At 72.2% G+C, this 15376-nt stretch carries 16 protein-coding genes; 12 read left to right on the forward strand and 4 right to left on the reverse strand.

The window, feature by feature from the left end; genetic code table 11:
• The first annotated feature begins 9 nt into the window (after positions 1-9).
• From IE257_RS10925 to IE257_RS10940, 4 genes are all read left to right on the forward strand, one after another.
• The gene (locus tag IE257_RS10925) at positions 10-435 is read left to right on the forward strand and encodes a VOC family protein (protein WP_189967197.1); all 426 of its coding nucleotides are present in this window, start codon (positions 10-12) and stop codon (positions 433-435) included.
• Positions 436-689: 254 nt separating this feature from the next.
• Positions 690-872 (forward strand): chloride channel protein, encoded by a 183-nt coding sequence (locus IE257_RS10930; RefSeq protein WP_209468372.1) that lies wholly within the window; start codon positions 690-692, stop codon positions 870-872.
• Positions 873-962: 90 nt separating this feature from the next.
• A complete protein-coding gene (gene cutA / locus IE257_RS10935) occupies positions 963-1286 on the forward strand; it encodes a divalent-cation tolerance protein CutA (protein ID WP_189967201.1) in 324 nt (107 codons plus the stop codon).
• A gap of 273 nt (positions 1287-1559) precedes the next feature.
• A complete protein-coding gene (locus IE257_RS10940) occupies positions 1560-2732 on the forward strand; it encodes an alanine--tRNA ligase-related protein (protein WP_189967203.1) in 1173 nt (390 codons plus the stop codon).
• A 426-nt stretch (positions 2733-3158) separates the two neighbouring features.
• On the opposite strand, the gene IE257_RS10945 is transcribed toward IE257_RS10940, so the two are convergent.
• Both IE257_RS10945 and IE257_RS10950 read right to left on the reverse strand, forming a co-directional pair.
• Positions 3159-5630: a CehA/McbA family metallohydrolase gene (locus IE257_RS10945; RefSeq protein ID WP_189967205.1), complete on the reverse strand. Its 2472-nt coding sequence runs from the start codon at positions 5628-5630 to the stop codon at positions 3159-3161.
• A 148-nt stretch (positions 5631-5778) separates the two neighbouring features.
• The gene (locus IE257_RS10950) at positions 5779-6570 is read right to left on the reverse strand and encodes an SDR family NAD(P)-dependent oxidoreductase (RefSeq protein ID WP_189967207.1); all 792 of its coding nucleotides are present in this window, start codon (positions 6568-6570) and stop codon (positions 5779-5781) included.
• 140 nt (positions 6571-6710) lie between these two features.
• On the opposite strand from IE257_RS10950, the gene IE257_RS10955 reads away from it, so the two are divergent.
• On the forward strand, positions 6711-7283 hold the full coding sequence (locus IE257_RS10955) for a TetR/AcrR family transcriptional regulator (protein WP_189967209.1): 573 nt from the start codon (positions 6711-6713) through the stop codon (positions 7281-7283).
• 95 nt (positions 7284-7378) lie between these two features.
• On the opposite strand, the gene IE257_RS10960 is transcribed toward IE257_RS10955, so the two are convergent.
• On the reverse strand, positions 7379-7915 hold the full coding sequence (locus IE257_RS10960) for an NUDIX hydrolase family protein (protein ID WP_189967211.1): 537 nt from the start codon (positions 7913-7915) through the stop codon (positions 7379-7381).
• A gap of 168 nt (positions 7916-8083) precedes the next feature.
• Here IE257_RS10960 and IE257_RS10965 point away from each other — a divergent pair, with 168 nt between their 5' ends.
• From IE257_RS10965 to IE257_RS10975, 3 genes are all read left to right on the forward strand, one after another.
• Positions 8084-8449 (forward strand): hypothetical protein, encoded by a 366-nt coding sequence (locus IE257_RS10965; protein WP_229920255.1) that lies wholly within the window; start codon positions 8084-8086, stop codon positions 8447-8449.
• Between the two features lie 206 nt (positions 8450-8655).
• Positions 8656-9294: a GNAT family N-acetyltransferase gene (locus tag IE257_RS10970; protein WP_189967213.1), complete on the forward strand. Its 639-nt coding sequence runs from the start codon at positions 8656-8658 to the stop codon at positions 9292-9294.
• Between the two features lie 125 nt (positions 9295-9419).
• Positions 9420-11015, forward strand: a complete 1596-nt coding sequence (locus tag IE257_RS10975; RefSeq protein ID WP_189967215.1) for a hypothetical protein — start codon at positions 9420-9422, stop codon at positions 11013-11015.
• Positions 11016-11072: 57 nt separating this feature from the next.
• On the opposite strand, the gene IE257_RS10980 is transcribed toward IE257_RS10975, so the two are convergent.
• Positions 11073-11624, reverse strand: coding sequence for a MarR family winged helix-turn-helix transcriptional regulator (locus IE257_RS10980; protein ID WP_189967217.1), 552 nt, complete (start codon positions 11622-11624; stop codon positions 11073-11075).
• A gap of 320 nt (positions 11625-11944) precedes the next feature.
• On the opposite strand from IE257_RS10980, the gene ectA reads away from it, so the two are divergent.
• From ectA to thpD, 4 genes are all read left to right on the forward strand, one after another.
• Positions 11945-12505: a diaminobutyrate acetyltransferase gene (gene ectA, locus IE257_RS10985; RefSeq protein ID WP_189967219.1), complete on the forward strand. Its 561-nt coding sequence runs from the start codon at positions 11945-11947 to the stop codon at positions 12503-12505.
• 105 nt (positions 12506-12610) lie between these two features.
• Positions 12611-13879 (forward strand): diaminobutyrate--2-oxoglutarate transaminase, encoded by a 1269-nt coding sequence (ectB, locus tag IE257_RS10990; RefSeq protein ID WP_189967223.1) that lies wholly within the window; start codon positions 12611-12613, stop codon positions 13877-13879.
• Between the two features lie 74 nt (positions 13880-13953).
• Positions 13954-14358, forward strand: a complete 405-nt coding sequence (locus IE257_RS10995; protein WP_189967225.1) for an ectoine synthase — start codon at positions 13954-13956, stop codon at positions 14356-14358.
• A 49-nt stretch (positions 14359-14407) separates the two neighbouring features.
• Positions 14408-15310, forward strand: a complete 903-nt coding sequence (gene thpD / locus IE257_RS11000; protein ID WP_189967227.1) for an ectoine hydroxylase — start codon at positions 14408-14410, stop codon at positions 15308-15310.
• The last annotated feature ends 66 nt before the right edge of the window (positions 15311-15376 follow it).

Consider the following 15376-nt stretch of genomic DNA (forward strand, 5'->3'; position numbering starts at 1 on the left):
ACGGGGTGCATGACCGTAACCAAGACGACCGTCCTCGTCCTCGACAGCGCCGAGCCCGAGCTGCTGGCACGGTTCTACGCCGAGCTGCTCGGAGCCACGACCGGACCGGCCCCGGGCGACGGGGAGCTCCTCCTCGTCACCGGCCGCACCGGCGTGGTGGTCGGAATCCGCCGTGACCCGGGCCACGTCCCGCCGAGCTGGCCGCTCCCGGAGGGCTCCCAACAGGCCCACCTGTGCATCCTCGTGGAGGAGCGGTCCCTCGACGAGGCCGAGCGCGAGGCCGTGGCCCTCGGGGCCCGCCCGGTGGCCGCCGAGGACGACGGGAGTCTGTCGGGCAGCCGCACCGTCCTGCGCCGCTACGCCGATCCGGCCGGCCACGCGTTCGCGCTCGCCGCGGTACGCGCGGCCCCCGCCGCCGGCAGCTCCGCAGGCTGAGACCGCACCTACGCGTGGGGCCGTAGGCGGACGGACCGACCACCAGCTCCCCGCCGGCTGGAGCCCGAGGACGCCCGCATGCTGCACACCGCGCTCGGAGGCGCGGGCTTCCTGCTGCCGGGGGTGACGGCCGGGGCGCCGGGCGCCGCGTACAGCGCGCTGGTCGTACGAACCCTGGAGGTGTGCGATCGGCTCACCCGGGTGCCGCTCGTCGTGCGCGCGGCGGCCATCGGGGCCGGGGTGGGCGCGCTGGCGTGTTCACGGGCGTCGTACGGGCCCCGCTCACCGGCGTCGTCCTGGTCGTGGAGATGACGGGTGCCGGCGTGCTCCTGCTGCCGTTGCTGATCGCGTGCTTCGCCGCGACGGTGACCGCGAACCGTCTGGGGAGCGAACCCCTCTACGACACCCTGCGCCGCCGGATGCTCGAACGCACCTGACGATGCGAGCCGGCCCTCACCGGGCGACCGCCGCCCGGGCGGCGGGGACACCGGCCGTAGGGTGGCCGGAACCGATCGAGGAGGACCGACGTGGCGAGCATCGTGATCGTGCAGACGACCGTGGACGACGAGGACAAGGCGTACGAGATGGCACGGGCCGCGGTGGAGGCCCGGCTGGCGGCCGGTGTGCACGTCGACGCACGGATGACCTCCTTCTACTGGTGGAAGGACGCCGTGCAGCACGAGCGGGAGTACCGGCTCTCCTTCAAGACGACCGCCGAGAAGGTCGCCGAGCTGCAGACGTGGGTGCACGAGCGCCACCCGTACGAGGTGCCGCAGTGGATCGTGCTGCCGACCACCGCGGCCTCTGAGGAATACCTGGCGTGGGTGGTGAAGGAGACCAGGACCCGGTAGCCGGGCCGCCCCCGGGGCGCCGCCGGTAAAAGCCTGCGCCCCGGCGGCCGTCCCGCGTTATGGTGACCGGCATGAACGTCAACGGCCCCCGCAGCACCGCGACCGCGCGAGCGACCAGCTCGCCGGTTGCCGCCGCCTGACGTACCCCTTCCCTCTCCCCGGCGACCGGACAACGGTCCGTCGGCTGTGCCGTGGGCGCTGCTGCCCCGGTCGGAGACCGGACGGTCCCGTTCTCCGGTGCCTCTCCCGCTCCCCTGCGAAGGAGTCACCCCCATGCATACCGACCAGCTGGCCGACACGTTCGTCGAGTACTTCGAGGAACGCGGCCACCGCCGCATCGTCGGCTCGACGCTGCTGCCACCGCCCGGCGACCCCGTCCTCTTCACCACCTCCGGCATGCACCCGCTCACTCCGTACCTGGAGGGCCGGCCCCACCCGCTCGGCCGGCGGCTCGTCAACGTCCAGCGCTGTCTGCGCACCACGGACCTGGAGGAGGTCGGCGACCCCACCCACCTCACGGTCTTCGAGATGCTCGGCACCTGGTCACTGGGCGACTACGACGGCCCGGTCAGTCTCGACTGGGGGTACGGGCTCCTCACCGAGGGACTGGGCATCGATCCCGGCAGGCTGTACGCCACCGTCCACGCCGGCGACGAACGGACCGGGACCGGACCGGACACCGCTTCCCTGCGGCTGTGGCAGGACCGCGGCGTCCCCGTCGAGCTCACGGTGGAGGACAACTGGTGGTCCAACGGCCCCGTCGGACCGTGCGGCCCCGACTCGGAGATCTTCCTGTGGAGCGGTGACGGCCCGCCCCGGTCGACACCCACCGGCGACGACCGCTGGGTCGAGGTGTGGAACCACGTGACGATGAGTCACCGCCGGCTCGACGACGGTTCCCTCGTACCCCTTCCCCGGCGCAACGTGGACACCGGCCTCGGCCTGGAGCGGCTCGCCTCACTGCTCCAGGGCAATTCGTCCGTGTTCGAATGCGACGTCTTCGACCCCTGGCGCGGCCTCGTGCCGACCGTGTGGCCCCTGGACGAAACGTCGTTGCGCGTGGTCTGCGACCACCTGCGCTCGGCCGTCGTGGTCCTTGGGGACGGCGTGCGCCCGGCCAACACCGGCCGGGGCTACGTCCTGCGACGCCTGGTGCGACGGGTGCTCACCCTGTTGTGGCGGGACGACCCCTCGCGCGGCGTCGGAGACCTGCCGGACGAGCTGGTGCGGCACACCCTGGACCGCTTCCGGCAGGACATGCGGCCGGGTGACGTGGTCCGGATCCTGCTGGAGGAGGAGCACCGGTTCCGCCGGCTCCTGGAGCGCGGACGACAGGTGCTCGCCCGCCCCCGGTTCCGGGGACCGCTGACCCAGGAGGACCTCCACTACCTCCACGACACCCACGGGCTGCCGCGCGAGCTGGTCACGAACCTGCGGCAGGAGTGACGATGCGGCGGTCCGGGGTGCGGCGTGCGCTCGGCGGCGGGGGAGCGTACGCCGTGCCCCGGCTGGTTCGGGGGATGACGGCACCGGCCGGACCTTCGGCGACGGCGTGGTACGGGTGCTGCGCAGCCAGGGCCACTGCGCCGGGCACGTGATCGTCCACGCCCCGCTCCGCAACCCCGCGCCGGACGGCCAGGGCCAGGGCCAGGGCCGGTGACAGGGGACTGCTGACCGGAACGAGGGACCGGAGCCGGGGCGTCGGCCTGGGCCGGCTCTTCCGGATCTTGCCGGGCCCGCGGCGCCCGGCATCGCACCTCGCTGCGTTGTCGGGCCCGCCCCGGTACGTCCAGTACAAGACGACCCTCCGCCGTGCGATGCACGCCGCCGGACGCCGCGGGCTCGGCCGACAAGATCCGAAGGAGACGGCCTCTAGCCCGCGCTGACCGCCGTCACGTGAGCGGAGCCGTCCCGCAGGGCGGTGATGCGGACCTGCCCCGCCGGGAAGGCGTCCCTGCCGTTCGGGCCGGGTATCTGCGCGAACGGCGTCCAGGAGCCGTCCGGCCTCCTGACGTTGTGCCAGATCCGTCCGTCGAGCCCGACCGCCACCACCTGGGCGGAGCCGTCGGGCGTCCCCGCGATGCCGATGGCGCTCGCCCCCATCGTGGGCGTGGTGACGCCCCGCGGGGGCCGGAACCCGGTCCACGAGCCGTCCGCCCGCCGCAGCTGGTGGTACACGATCCCGTCGAGCCCGATCGCGAGGACCTGGGCGGACCCGTCGGGCATTCCGGTGATGGCCAGGGCCGGTCCGGCGAACGTCGGGGCCCCGTTGTAGCCGGCCGGCCGCCCCCAGGGGGTCCACGTACCGTCCCGCCCGCGCACGCAGTGGTACATGGCACCGTCCGTGCCGTAACTCAGCAGCTGGGCGGACCCGTCGGGCATGGCCGTGATCGACACCTTCGTCGCGCCCCAGCGGCTCTTCGCGGTGAGCCCGGGCAGGGGCCGGAACCCGGGCAACCCGCCGTCGGCGCGCCGGAGCTGGTGGTAGGTGGTGCCGTCCATGGCCGTCACCACGAGCTGGCAGGTCCCGTCGGGGAAGGCCGCGATATCGGCCTCGCGGACGGTGAACCCGGTCGAGCCGTCCGGCCCCGGGACGCGCTGCCAGGGCTGGAGCGTGGCCGAACCCCGTACGGTGGTCAGCCACAGACCGTTGTCGGGCGCGATGCCCAGCACCACGACCGAGCCGTCCGGCAGGCCGGCCGCGGCGCTCTGCACCCCCGCGAACGATCCGGCGCCCTCGGCACCCGGCAGCGGACGCATGCTGCTCCACGCGCCGTCGGGGCGCCGCGCGGTGTGGAAGAGCACCCGCTGTTCGACGTCGTACGGGGGCAGTTGCGCGGAATAGAACCACACCGGGTTGGTGATGGCCACCAGTTGGTCCAGCGTGGTGGACGCGGGCTTGGGCCGGCGCACCTCGGCGCGGACGAACATGGAGGCCTTGCCCCAGCCGCGCCAGCGCAGTTGCCCCCGGCCGCTGCCGTCGATCCAGGTGGCGGCCATGATGCCCCACTCGGTGTACAGCGTGGCGATGCTGTCCGGGGCGCCCGTCACATTCAGGGTCACGTCGACGGCGTCGAAGAACGACAGGGGAAGCTCCTCGCCGGGTCCCGCGACCGACCCGCCGGTCCGGGCGGTGAAGTCGAGGGTCACGGCCGCGGATTCGACGGCGTAGGACCGGCCCAGGCGCAGTGCGTCCAGCACGGCGGGCGTCGACAGACTGGCGGCGTGCACCACGTTGTGGGGGCGGCCGACGGCGTCCGCGGGGCTGTGCGCGTCGCTGTTGCCGACGGCGGCGACCCGCTTGCCGAGGCAGAGCATGACGTGCCAGGCGGCGATGTTGGCCGCGTCGTCCAGGGTCCAGGGCCCGTTCCACACCTCCAGCGCGTCCACCCGGTCGAGGCCGAACTCCCAGAAGGATCCCGCCGCGGGAGTGAGGGGATGGGCGGCAATGGTGAGTCCACCCAGGCTGTGCACGCGGCGGGCGTGGCTCTCGAACACCCCCGGGTTCGCGGGGCCGTAGCGCCAGTCCACCCATTCGCCCTGCGGCAGACCGACGGCCAGCCAGTGGCCGTGCCGGGTGGTGACCTCCTCGGCGTTGATGACCAGCAGGTCGGTCGGGACGTTGCCGCGCCAGGTCACGCCGGTGGAGCTGGTGTTGTGGTCGGACGTGGCGATGAAGTGCATCCCCTCCTGGCGGGCGGCCGCGACGATCTCGTCCACCGTGCGCTGCCCGTCGGAGTGCACGCTGTGCAGGTGCAGGTCGCCCCGGTACCAGCCGGGCCCCCGCCCGGCCACCGCCGTCGGCAGGATGTCGTACGGGGCCCGGGGCAGCGGGTCCCCGTGGTGCAGGGTGACGTCCACCTGCCAGGCCATACCGCCGGCGGCGCCGACCATGGGCCCCAGGACGACGGACCAGCCGCCGGGTTCGACGGGCCCCGGCGCGTACCCGGGGGTGGCGTCCGCCGCGGAGAGCGTGAAGCCGGACCGTGCGCCGCCCGACCAGCCGCGGAAGCCGGACGGGCCGAAGATGCCGAGGTCCAGGATCCCGGCGGCGGCGTCATGGGTGGTGGCGACGGAGATCCGCTGGACCCCGGCGGGGACGTCGAAGGCGACGTACGCCCACTGGTCGGTGCCTTGGGGGGAGTGGCCCCGGTAGCTGGTGGTCACCGTGTCGGTCCCCTGGCCGCGCGTCGTGGCGTGCGCGACCGGCGCGGGTAAGAGCGCGGCGGCTCCGCCCGCGGCCAGCAGGGCCCCCAATCGGAGCAGGGACCTGCGCTCGAACTGCGGGCCGGGATCGGGCGCATCACTCGGGAGGTGCTCACTCGGGAGGTGTTCACTCGGCACAGCCGTGCTCTCCGTTCGCGTGGGCTGGAAGGGAAGGCGTGCGGGACTCCGTTGCGGTGCGGTGCGGTGCGGTGCGGTGCGTTGCGGTGCAGTGCGGTGCGGTGCGTCGCCGGGCGTCGCGGGCCCGGCAGGATCCGGAAGAGCCGGCCTAGCGGCGTGCGCGCTGGGCATCGACGATCTGCCGCACCGTCCCGTCAGCGCCGGACCGGGCCTGGACGCGCTCGGCGAAGCCGGGGAACTGCCCGGCGATGGCGCTCAGCAGGCGCAGCTCCAGCGGCGCGACGTTGACCTCGCACAGGTCGCGGCGCACCGCTCGTACGACGCCGTCGGCCACCTGGCCGGGCGTGACGGTCCGGATGCCGTTCGGCGTGGTGGCACCGGTGGCCGCGAACATCCCGGCGTCGCGGACGAAGCCGGGCTGGACCAGGGACACCCCGACCCCCGTACCCCTGAGCTCCTGACGGAGCGCGAGGGCGAAGCCGCGCAGCCCGAACTTCGTCGCGTTGTACAGGGAGGTCGACTTGGTCGCCGCCTTGCCGGAAATGGAGCCGACCAGCACGATGTGCCCGCGGCCGCGGGCCACCATGGGCTCGGCGAGCAGCCGGGACAGCAGCAGGGGCGAGCGGAGATTGACGTCGAGGGCGCGGTCGAGCTCGTCCTCCGTGTAGTCCAGCAGGTCGCCGCTGGCGGGCAGGGCGGCGTTGGCGACGAGGATGTCCGCGTCGGCGCAGCTCTCGGCGAGCCGTATGACGTCGGACCGTACGGCCAGATCGGCGACCACGGTGCGGGCTCCGCATGCGTCGGCGGTGGCCTTGAGGGCTTCTTCCCGCCGCCCGGTGACGGTGAGCCGGGCGCCCTGCGCGGTCAGGCCTGCGGCCAGGGCCGCGCCGATGCCTCCGGTGGCACCGGTGAGCAGAACGTTCGATCCGGATATGTCCACGATCACTCCCGTGCGGCGTCCATCAGTTGTTCGTTCGAACGAACAGTAGGGACGGCGTGGTGCGTTGTCCACACCGCGGCCGGCATCGACTCCCCGGTCCTGCCAGGGCGGTTGGGTCGGGCGTGGGGCAGAATTACGCCATGCCCCATGCTTCCGACACCCGCCAGAGCATCATCGACGCCGTACTGCGGATCATCGGGCAGGACGGCATCGCCGCCGTCACCAACCGGCGGATCGCCAAGGAGGCCGGCGTCTCCCTCGGTTCCGTCACCTACCACTTCGCGACCCAGCACGAGCTGCTGCGCGAGAGCCTGCTGCACTTCGTGGCCGAGGAGACCCGGCACTTCACGACGCTCGCCGACGAGTGCTCCGACGAGCAGTTCGACATCGGGCAGGCGGCGGAGGTGGTGGCGCAGGTCGCGGGCGGCAACGCCTTCGACAGCCGCCACATCGCGCCGTTCGAGCTGTACGTCCAGGCCGGGCGCGACGAACGGCTGCGCGCCGCCGCGGCCGAGTGCTTCGCCGCCTACGACCTGCTGGCCACCCGGATCCTGACCCACCTCGGCGTGGCGGAACCCGAACGCCTGGCGGGCGTGGCCGTCGCCCTGGTCTTCGGGCAGCAGTTGCGCCGCCTGGCGACGGGCGCGCCCGCCGAGGACCTCGTCGACACCCTGCTGATCCTCACGAGGTTCACCCCCACCCAGACCCCGTAGAGCCCGCAGACGCGGTGGGTCCGATGGACGCGGAAGGCCCCGCGCCCGGCGCAGGTCTGCCGGGCGCGGGGCGCGTCACGCGACGCGGGGTTAGTTCAGTACGTCCGCCCGACGTGCGCGAGGGCCTGCTTCAGCAGCGCCGCGTGGCCGCCCGGCATCTCGCCCTGCACGGCGGCCGAGAGGGCTTCCTCCGGGCTGAACCAGACCAGGTCCAGGGCATCCTGCCGAGGACGGCAGTCACCGGTCACGGGCACGATGTAGGCGAGTGACACCGCGTGCTGGCGCGGGTCGTGGTAGGGAGTGATGCCCGCCGTGGGGAAGTACTCGGCGACGGTGAAGGGCTGGAGCGAAGCAGGAATGTGGGGCAGGGCCACCGGGCCCAGATCCTTCTCCAGGTGGCGGAGCAGCGCGTCACGGATCCGCTCGTGGTGCATGACACGGCCGGACACCAGCGCCCGGCTGATCGTCCCGTCCGTGCCGATCCGCAGCAGCAGTCCGATGGAGGTGACTTCGCCGGTCTCGTCCACGCGTACGGGGACGGCCTCGACGTACAGGATCGGCATCTGGGCCCGGGCCATGTCCAGCTCGTCCCTGGTAAGCCAGCCGGGCGTAGTTTCGGTCGTGTCAGACATTCCTCGATCTTACTGACCGGTGAGGGCCGCGGCGGCGCTAAACCGTCGCAGAGTTCTGCCCAGAAGGTGACTTTCCGGAGTCTTGTCCGGTCGGATAGCAATGGACACGGCGCCGCACGGCCCGCCGACGGTCGGCGGCGACACCGGCGCGCCCAGGAGGAACGCCCCGTGATCCGCACCCGATACGCCGCCGCTCTGGCCACCATGGCCGTCACCGCGCTCGCCATTTCCGCGAGCCCCGCATCGGCCGCACCCGGTGACACCCTCACCATGTGCTCCAGCACGCTCACCCCGGACGGCTGGGTGGACGCGCAGTGGTGGAACAGCGGCGGCTGCGGCTCCGGCTTCACGCCCAACACCAAGCAGATCAAGGACCTCAGAGGCTATCCGGTCGGCACCGAGGTCGCCGCCTGCGCGTCCACCTGGCCGCCCGCGGGCTGGACCATCACCAACACCTACTACTCCAGCGGCTGTCGCTACTCCGCCGTCCCCAGCTTCAACCCCAACACCTGGACCCTGAAGCGCACCTCCTGACCTCGCGCGGGGTGCCTCGGCCGACGGACCGCCGCCGACCACGGCGCCCCGCGCCGCCGGGCGCGCGGCGGCACGGGCGCATTCCGGACGCACGGATCCGTGTCATCGGCCGGCCCCCGCCGGGGCCCGGCGGTGAGCGGGTGGCCGTACGGCGTGTCCGTGCCGCAGGGTCCGGGCGGTGCCGCCCGGCTGCCTACCGTGGGCCCATGAGCACACGTCCAGCACCGCGGTTGGCCGGGTACGGGATCCGGTGCGCACGGCCCGCCGAGTCCGGGGCGGTCGCCGGGCTCCTGGCCCGCGCCTTCGCAGACGACCCCGTCCTGGCATGGATGGTCCCCGCCGCCGACCGGGAGCGCAGGATCGCCCGGTACTTCCGACTGGCCCAGCGCCGGCAGCGGCCGCGCGCCCGCGCGGTGCGGGTCGCCGCGACGGGCGAGGGACGGCTGCTGGCGGCCGCGCTGTGGTCGGGCCCCGGGCGCTGGAAGCCCTCCCCGCTCCAGGACCTGGCCTCGCTCCCGCGGTACGCGGGCGTCTTCGGCCTCCGGGGGATGACGCGGGCCGGGGAGGTCCAGAACGCCATGCACGAGGCCCATCCGCGGACGCCGCACTGGTACCTGCCCTCCGTGGGGACGGACCGGGAACTCCAGGGCATGGGAGTCGGTTCGGCGCTGTTGCGTCAGCAACTGGCCGACTGCGACCGGTTCGGGCAATCCGTCTACCTGGAGTCCAGCAAGGACACCAACGTCCCCTTCTACGAAGGGCTGGGCTTCCGCGTCACCGGCGAGATCCGGATTCCCGGGGGCGGACCGACCCTCTGGCCCATGTGGCGCGACCCCCGCCGTTGAGGGTTCCCGTCAACTGTCCTGCTCAGCAGGTTTGTTGACGAACCGATCGCCCTTGCGTTCCGCGCAACTGTTCTGGAAACCTCCGCTTGACTCACCTGTCGCACGAGCAACGGAGCAACCCCCGCATGCCCTCAAGTCGAATACGTCGTGCCTGGCTCTCGGCCGCCGCCGCGGCAGCGCTCGCGTTCACCGGTCTCGCAGGACCGGCGACGGCGAAGGACCTGCCGCCCGATGAGCCGGGCTCCTGGATCCAGGAGCCCCGCGCCACCGAGGGCGCCCTCCCGGCCTTCGGTACCCGCGCCGCTGCCGTGCCCGGTGGCGCCGCCTCGCCGGGCGACTTCACGCTGTCGCCCGGCGAGATGAACGCCGAGACGACCGAGCGGGTCTCCCGGCTGGCCTCGGTCCTGCCCGAGTCGGGCGTGCAGGACCTGCTGGCCGCGGCGAACCGCCCCATCGAGCCGGGGTGTTCCCGCGACCCGTTCGCCGCCGCCCCGGACCCCGCCGTCAAGTACTGCCTGAAGGACGACGACTCCGTCTCGCGGGAGTGGGTCCCGCAGGGCTTCACCGGCGTCTCCGACGCCAAGGCCAACGAGTTCTGGGGCGCAGCCGGGAAGATCCAGCTGTTCGCCTCCTACGACGGCTGGGACCCGGGCCGGGAGAGCGACCCGAACCCGGCGGCCGGCGACTGCACCGCGGCCGAGCTGGAGGACAACGACGCCTGCAACCAGAAGGGCGTCCGGATCACCTTCGTGCAGAGCCGGACCAACCCGGCCACCGGTAGTCCCGAGATCAAGTACCGGCACGTCCTGCTGGGCTGGACCTACGTGAACTCCGCCGACCACGTCTCGTTCGACGGCCTGCACGCCGGCGAGTACCCGATCCAGAAGGGCGTCCACGCCGGCGGGATCGTCTGGTACGGCAACTACCTCTACGTCGCCGACACGCGGGGCGGCCTGCGCGTCTTCGACATGCGCCTCATCATGGACCTGGACCCGGACAACGACCCCAGTACGCACGACCCGATGGGCACCGACTCCGACGGAGTGAAGACCACCGCCGACGTCGAGGACAAGACGAAGGTCGGCCGGCACGACAACGTCTGGTACAGCTTCGGCTACCGCTACGTCATGCCGCAGGTGGCGGCGTGGAAGTTCAAGGCGGCGCAGAGCAACCCCAAGGGTTCCTACGCCTGTGTCTCCACCGGCGCCCCGAAGGCGTCCTACATCTCCCTGGACCGCAGTACGGTCCCGGACCGCCTCGTCATGGGCGAGTACTGCCGTCCGGAGAGCGGCTACCCCTCCACGGGCCGTATCGCCTCGTACCCGGTAGCGGCCCTGGAGGGGCGCTCCTCGGATGTGACCGCCCAGGGCTGGGCCAACTACCTGCCCCTGGCCAACGGCGGCGCCCAGGGCGCGGCGGCGTACAAGGGAACGCTGTACGTGAACGAGTCCAAGGGCACGGACGAGCCGGGCAACCTCTGGCGCTATCAATGGAGTGACGGCCGGCTCGTCCAGAACGGCCAGGCCGTCAAGACCGCCCGGGGCGCCGAGGACCTGTACGTCGAGCGCGGCACGGGACGCCTGTGGTCCCTCTCCGAACACCGTCCGGGCTCGGCGGACGACTGCCGGGCGAATCCGGGCCCCGGAGATCCGGCCGGCGCGGACTTCTGCCAGCGGGTGCTCTACGCCCATGACCTGAGCCGGCTCGACAGCCGGCCGTAGCCCCGGTCGCAGCCGTAGGCGCAACGGAGGCGGGCCGCGGCCGAGGGGCGGCCCGCCTCAGCCCAGGACGTACGGCCCCGCGCACCCGAGGAGGTCCGGGAAGGCGTGGGGTCCGCCCTCGGCGGGCTGCGCACCCGCGGCGGTGAACGCGCCGAGGGCGCCGACCAGTACGGCGCGTTCGGCGGGCCCGAGCCGCGCGAGGGCGGCGGCCGTCTCCGCCCTGCGCCGGGCCGTCACCGCGGCCACCAGCCGCAGGCCGGAGTCCGTGGCGGTGAGCGACGTCTCCCGCCGGTTCTCCCGGTTGGGCCTGCGGTCCGCCAGGCCCGCGGCGATCAACCGGTCGACCATGCGCATCGCGGTCGACGGGTTGACCGCCATCGCCCCCGCGAGGGCGACCAGTTTCACGTGCCCGTGGGCCACCAGGACCTCGAGCATGCGGAACTGCGCGGGCGTGACCCCGTGGCCGTCGCGGCCCCCGTACCCGGCGGCCGCCAGGGCCCGGGACCCGATGGACGCGAGCAGTTGGGAAGCGGCCAGGACCGCGTGCGTCACCTCGTCGACCTCGTCCGCGGCGGGTGACGGATCCGCGGGTCGCCGTTGCTCGCTCATACCCCTTTGTACCGTCCGACCGTGCGGGACACCCGACGGGCCGAAAGGGCGACTCGCCTTTCCCGTTCTTCCGATCCGAAACGGGGGAACAGGGGAATGTCGTGGCTTTCACACCGTAAATATGGCACAGGACAAAGACGTTATAGTTCCGTTATCTTTCCAAAATTTGGGATGGCTTGTCCTGATAAATGCAGGTTTTCTCCGTGGGGGAGGGTGGGCCCGACTCGCCTCGGCGCCGCTGCCGGATAACACGAACGCACGGCAGGCGGAACCCCGTTCGCGCATGTCTTTTCAGCCGATGATCGGTAGCTTCGGCCCGCATGACCGGTGCTCATGCAGACCTGGCCACCCGCCCCCGAACCGCCGCCCCCACGACGAACCCACCCGGAATCCGGGCCGACCGCCCCGACCTGTGCGACGGCCCCGACCTCTGGCGCATCGCCCGCGATGCGAAGACGCTGGACGTCAACTCGCCCTACAGCTACCTGCTCTGGTGCCGCGACTTCGCCGCGACCTCCGCCGTCGCCCGCGACGGCGACGGTCGGCCCGTCGGCTTCGTCACCGGGTACCTGCGGCCCGACACCCCGGCCACCCTGCTGATCTGGCAGGTCGCCGTCGACGCCGACGCCCGCGGGCAGGGGATCGCCGGGTACCTCCTGGACCACCTCACCGCACGCGTCGCCGCCGAGCACGTGCTCGACGCGCTGGAGACCACCATCAGCCCGGGGAACACCGCCTCGGAGCGGCTCTTCGCGTCCTACGCCGAACGCCACGGCGCCCACCTCGCCCGGGAAGTCCTCTTCGCCGAGGAGCACTTCCCCGGCGGCGCCGGACACCACGACGCCGAGGTGCTCCACCGCATCGCGCCCCTGGCCCGCTGACCACCGCGAGCTCCGCCGAACGCCGAACGCCGAACGCCGAACGCCGAACGCCGAACACCACGTCCACCACCGTCCGTCTCCGGACACCGAGGAGAGGCAGCCCCCTTGACCACGACAGCACCCGTGCCGACCGTCTTCGACACCGTCGAGTCGGAGGTGCGCAGCTACTGCCGCGCCTGGCCCGTCGTCTTCGACCGCGCGGAAGGAAGCCGCCTCTACGACGAGAACGGCCGCTCCTACCTGGACTTCTTCGCAGGCGCCGGCTCCCTCAACTACGGGCACAACAACCCCGTGCTCAAACAGGCGCTGCTCGACTACATCGCGCGCGACGGCATCACGCACGCCCTGGACATGTCGACGACCGCCAAGCGGGCCTTCCTGGAGACCTTCCACTCCACCGTCCTCGCCCCGCGCGCACTGCCGTACAAGGTGATGTTCCCGGGCCCCACCGGCACCAACGCTGTCGAGGCGGCGCTGAAGCTGGCGCGCAAGGCCAAGGGACGCGAGGCGGTCGTCTCCTTCACCAACGCCTTCCACGGGATGTCCCTGGGCTCGCTCGCCGTCACCGGCAACGCCTTCAAGCGCGCGGGCGCCGGCATACCGCTGGTCCACAGCACGCCCATGCCCTTCGACAACTACCTCGGTGGCCGGATCCCGGACTTCCTCTGGTTCGAGCGGCTCCTGGAGGACAGCGGGTCCGGCCTGAACGACCCGGCCGCCGTGATCGTCGAGACCGTACAGGGCGAGGGCGGGGTCAACGTGGCGCGCGCGGAGTGGCTGCGTGCCCTCGCCGATCTGTGCCGCCGCCGCGACATGCTGCTGATCGTCGACGACGTCCAGATGGGCTGCGGCCGCACGGGTGACTTCTTCTCCTTCGAGGAGGCGGGCATCACACCCGACATCGTCACCGTCTCGAAGTCCATCAGCGGCTACGGACTGCCCATGTCGCTCTGCCTGTTCAAGCCGGAGCTCGACATCTGGGAGCCGGGCGAGCACAACGGCACGTTCCGAGGCAACAACCCCGCCTTCGTCACGGCGACCGCCGCACTCCAGACGTACTGGCGCGACGGTGTCCTGCGCGAACGCACCCGTGTCCAGGGCAACCGCATCGAGCGGGCGCTCGTCGACCTGTGCGCCGACCACGAGCGGGACGGCGCCTCGTACCGCGGCCGCGGCATGGTGTGGGGCATCGAGTTCACCCGCAAGGAGCGCGCCGCCGAGGTGTGCCACCGGGCCTTCGAGCACGGCCTGCTCGTCGAGACCTCCGGGCCCGAGAGCGAGGTGGTCAAGCTGCTGCCGCCGCTCACCGTGTCGGCGGACGAGCTCGACGAGGGCCTCGACATCCTCGCGCGCTCCGTCCGCGAGACGGGCTGACCCGCCGCCCCCACCCCACCCGCCACCACCGGGCCCCGACAGGAACGCCCCGCACCACGAAAGGCAGCACCACCGTGATCGTCCGATCCTTCCAGGACATCGAGGGCACCGACCGCCACGTCAGGGCGGCGTCGGGCACCTGGGAGAGCAAGCGCGTCATCCTGGCGAAGGAACGCGTCGGCTTCTCCCTCCACGAGACCGTCCTGTACGCCGGCACCGAGACGTCCATGTGGTACGCGAACCACGTCGAGGCGGTCGTGTGCGTCGAGGGCGAGGCCGAACTCACCGACGAGGAGACCGGCGAGAGGCACACCATCACGCCCGGCACCGTCTACCTGCTCGACGGCCACGAGCGCCACACCCTGCGCGTCGTCCGCGAGTTCCGCTGCCTGTGCGTCTTCAACCCGCCGGTCACCGGCCGCGAGGACCACGACGAGAACGGCGTGTACCCGCTGCTCACCGAACCGGACCCGGTCTGACCGACTCCGCAGCAACCCACCGACACCGAGAGGAGAGGCAAGCACCACCATGACCACTGTCTCCGAACGCACCCTCGCCGACCTTTACCCCACCCGGGGCTCCGAAGAAGTCCTCATCGGCCGCAAGGACCCCGTCGTGTGGTCCGAACCCGGCACCCCCGGACCGTTCTGGGCGCGCGAGCTCGAGGACTTCGAACGCGACGGTTTCCTCACCGCCGAGCAGCTGATCGGCCCGGAGGAGGTCGAGGAGTACCGGGCCGAGATGGACCGGCTGGTGAGCGACCCCGCCGTCCGGGCCGACGAACGGGCCATCGTGGAACCAGGATCGGGCGAGGTCCGCTCGGTCTTCGAGGTCCACCGCATCAGCGAGGTCTTCGCACGGCTCGCCGCCGACCCGCGGCTCGCCGACCGGGCCCGGCAGATCCTCGGTTCCGACGTGTACGTCCACCAGTCCCGCATCAACGCCAAGCCCGGCTTCGGCGCGAGCGGCTTCTACTGGCACTCCGACTTCGAGACCTGGCACGCCGAGGACGGCCTGCCCCGCATGAGGACCGTCTCGGTGTCCATCGCCCTCACGCCGAACCACACGACCAACGGCAGCCTGATGATCATGCCGGGTTCGCACCGGACGTTCCTCGGTTGTGCGGGCGCGACGCCGAAGGACAACTACAAGAAGTCGCTGCAGATGCAGGACGCCGGAACGCCCACCCCCGAGGCCCTGACCCGGTTCGCCTCCGCCTGCGGCATCCGGCAGTTCACCGGAGCCGCCGGATCGGCCACCTGGTTCGACTGCAACGCGATGCACGGTTCCGGGGACAACATCACGCCCTACCCCCGCAGCAACGTCTTCCTGGTGTTCAACAGCGTGGAGAACCTGCCCGCGGAGCCCTTCGCGGCCCCGGTCCGGCGCCCGTCCTTCATCGCCTCGCGGGAGTTCACCCCGATGCGCTGACGGACGCGCGCGGCATGGCCGAGTGGACAGGGGCGGACACGACTGGACAGTGACCGCCCCTGTCGG

It is taken from the genome of Streptomyces avidinii (genome assembly GCF_014650695.1).
In the GTDB taxonomy this organism is placed as follows: domain Bacteria; phylum Actinomycetota; class Actinomycetes; order Streptomycetales; family Streptomycetaceae; genus Streptomyces; species Streptomyces avidinii.